The organism is Sandarakinorhabdus sp. (genome assembly GCF_032115815.1).
GTDB lineage: Bacteria > Pseudomonadota > Alphaproteobacteria > Sphingomonadales > Sphingomonadaceae > Sandarakinorhabdus.
Map to the genome: position 1 here is coordinate 1 of NZ_JAUMBI010000078.1, position 2,502 is coordinate 2,502.

At 67.1% G+C, this 2,502-nt stretch carries 3 protein-coding genes; all 3 read left to right on the forward strand.

Annotated features, from left to right (window positions below; genetic code table 11):
- A partial coding sequence (locus RT662_RS04590; protein ID WP_313669530.1) for a TonB-dependent siderophore receptor occupies window positions 1–1,052 on the forward strand: 1,052 nt, incomplete at its 5' end.
- Window positions 1,052–1,765, forward strand: coding sequence for an ABC transporter ATP-binding protein (locus tag RT662_RS04595; protein ID WP_313669531.1), 714 nt, complete (start codon window positions 1,052–1,054; stop codon window positions 1,763–1,765). The genes RT662_RS04590 and RT662_RS04595, both read left to right, overlap by 1 nt.
- On the forward strand, window positions 1,762–2,502 hold a 741-nt coding region (locus tag RT662_RS04600; RefSeq protein WP_409530138.1), incomplete at its 3' end, for an ABC transporter permease subunit. The genes RT662_RS04595 and RT662_RS04600, both read left to right, overlap by 4 nt.

Sequence of the window (2,502 nt, forward strand, 5' to 3'; positions counted from 1 at the left end):
TGTTCGGTGCCGATTATGATCGCTTTGAAAACAGCCAGCTGTTCCTGCGCTTCCGCCCGGCAGCGATCGGGGCGGCCACGACGGCCCAGCAGTCGAACGACATCGACATATTGGCACCAGTTTATGGCCGTTTCCCGCTGCCCACCCCCGGCCCGCAGACCAACCGGCTCGACACGCAGGAGGCGTTTGGCCTCTATGTGCAGGATCAGATCGATCTGGGCGGCGGCGTCCAGCTGCGGCTCGGTGGCCGTTATGACGACATCCGCCTGACCACGCTCAACCGCGCCAACGGCGTTGCCAGCGCCCGCGATTTCAGCCGCTTTTCACCGCAGGCCGGCATCGTGTACGAAGCCAGCAAGACGCTTTCCTTCTATGCCGCTTATGGCGAGGGTTTCCGCGCCAATATCGGTGCCGATGTGGCGGGCCGCATCTTCGATCCGGAAACCAGCCGTTCGGCCGAAGTGGGCGCCAAACTCAATCTGCTCGATGGCAAGCTCACCGGTACTGTCGCGCTGTTCACCCTCACCAAGGACAATGTGCTGGCCGCCGATCCCGCCAATCCCGGCTTTTCGGTACCGATCGGCCGGGCGCGCAGCCGGGGCCTGGAAGTCGATCTCAACGGCAAGCTGCCCGGCGACGTTGATCTGCTGCTCAGCTATGCCTTTGTCGACGCCACCGCGCGCGCCGCCGTGCTTGATCCCAATTTCAGCCTGAACATCCGCGTCGGCGACCGGCTGATCAACATCCCGCGCCACCAGTTCAATGTGCAGGCTGCCAAGGGCTTCCAGCTGACCGATGATCTGAAGCTGACGCTGGGCGGCGGTGTGCAGCACACCGGCGGCCGGCTGGGGGAGACCGCCACCCAGTTCTTCCTGCCGGCCTACACGTTGGCGCGGGCATTCGTCCGCGCCGACATCACCGATCGGATCGAACTGTTCGCTGAAGTGAGCAATCTGTTCAACGCCACTTATTACACCAACAGCTTTGCCCAACTGTGGGTGCAGCCCGGCCAGCCGCGCGCGGCGACGGCCTCGGTACGGTACAAGTTCTGATGGCCGCGACGCTGGCCATCGACGGCCTGGTGGTGGAACGGGGTGGCCGCCGCATCGTCGATGGCCTGACCCTCACGCTCGCACCCGGCGAAGTCTATGCGCTGCTCGGCGGCAATGGCGCCGGCAAGTCCACCACCTTGTTTGCCACCCTGGGCCTGCTGCCGCGCAGCGGCGGCAGCATCGCGGTGGCTGGCCATGATCCCGCTGTTGCGCCCGATGATGTGCGCGCCGCATGCGCCTATCTGCCCGAAAATGTCGCGCTCTACCCGGCGTTCACCGCGCGGGAGAATGTCGGCTATTTCCTCGAACTGGCCGGCAGCCCGCGTGACCGAGCCGAGACCGAACAGGCCTTTGCCGCAGTGAAGCTCGACGCCGGCGCCTGGGACCGGCCGGTTGGTGGCTTTTCCAAGGGCATGCGCCAGAAGACAGCCATTGCCCTGGCGCTGCTCCGGCGCACGCCGCTGCTGCTGCTGGATGAGCCCACCTCGGGCCTTGACCCGGCCGCCACGCGCGATTTCCATGCGCTGGTCGGCGCGGTGGCGGCGCGGGGCGTTGCCGTGCTGATGGTTACGCATGACCTCTTCGGTGCTGCGGACGTGGCGGGGCGGATTGGCCTGTTGGCGGGCGGGCGGCTGGCGCGGGAATGGACGGCGGCAGACACCGCGCCGCGCTTTGATCTCAATGCGCTGCACGATGGGTTTGTCGCGGCATGAGGCGGGTGCGCACCATATCGGCGGCACAGCTGCGGCTGTTGCTGCGTTCACGCCTTGCCGTGGTGGCCCTGGTGCTGCTGGCAATGCTGTCGGGCATTGCTGCCATCACGGGTGCCACGCAGGCCAGCCGCATGGCGGCGGATCGCGACACGGCGCAGACGGCCGCCAACACGGAATTTGCCAACCAGCCCGATCGCCACCCGCACCGCATGGTGCATTATGGCACCTATGCGCTCCGCCCGTTGGGGCCGCTGGCGGCGTTCGATCCCGGGGTTGATGCCTTTGCCGGGTCGCTGATCTATCTGGAAGGCCATCGCCAGAACGCCACCACGCTGGGCGCGGCGCGCGAATCCTCGGGTCTGATCCGCTTTGGCCAGCTTACCCCGGCCTTCGTGCTGCGCGTGCTGGTGCCGCTGTTGCTGGTGTTCGTGGGCTTCGCAATGATCGTGGCTGAACGGCAGGCCGGGTTGTTCACGCTGCAGCTGACCCACGGCGCGAACGCGGGTGAACTGATTGCCGGCAAGGCGCTGGCACTGGCTGCGGTGGCCGGTTTGGCCGCGCTGCCGGCCCTGGCGGCGCTGGGATGGGCGGCAGCGCAATCGCCTGCCGAAGCCGGCATCGCGGCGCTGATGGCGTTGGCGGCGCTGCTGTGGCTGGGCCTGTGGGTGTTGGGCATCACACTGGTTTCGGCCCGCGCCTGTTCGGCGCAATCGGCGCTGATGGCGCTGGTGCTGGCC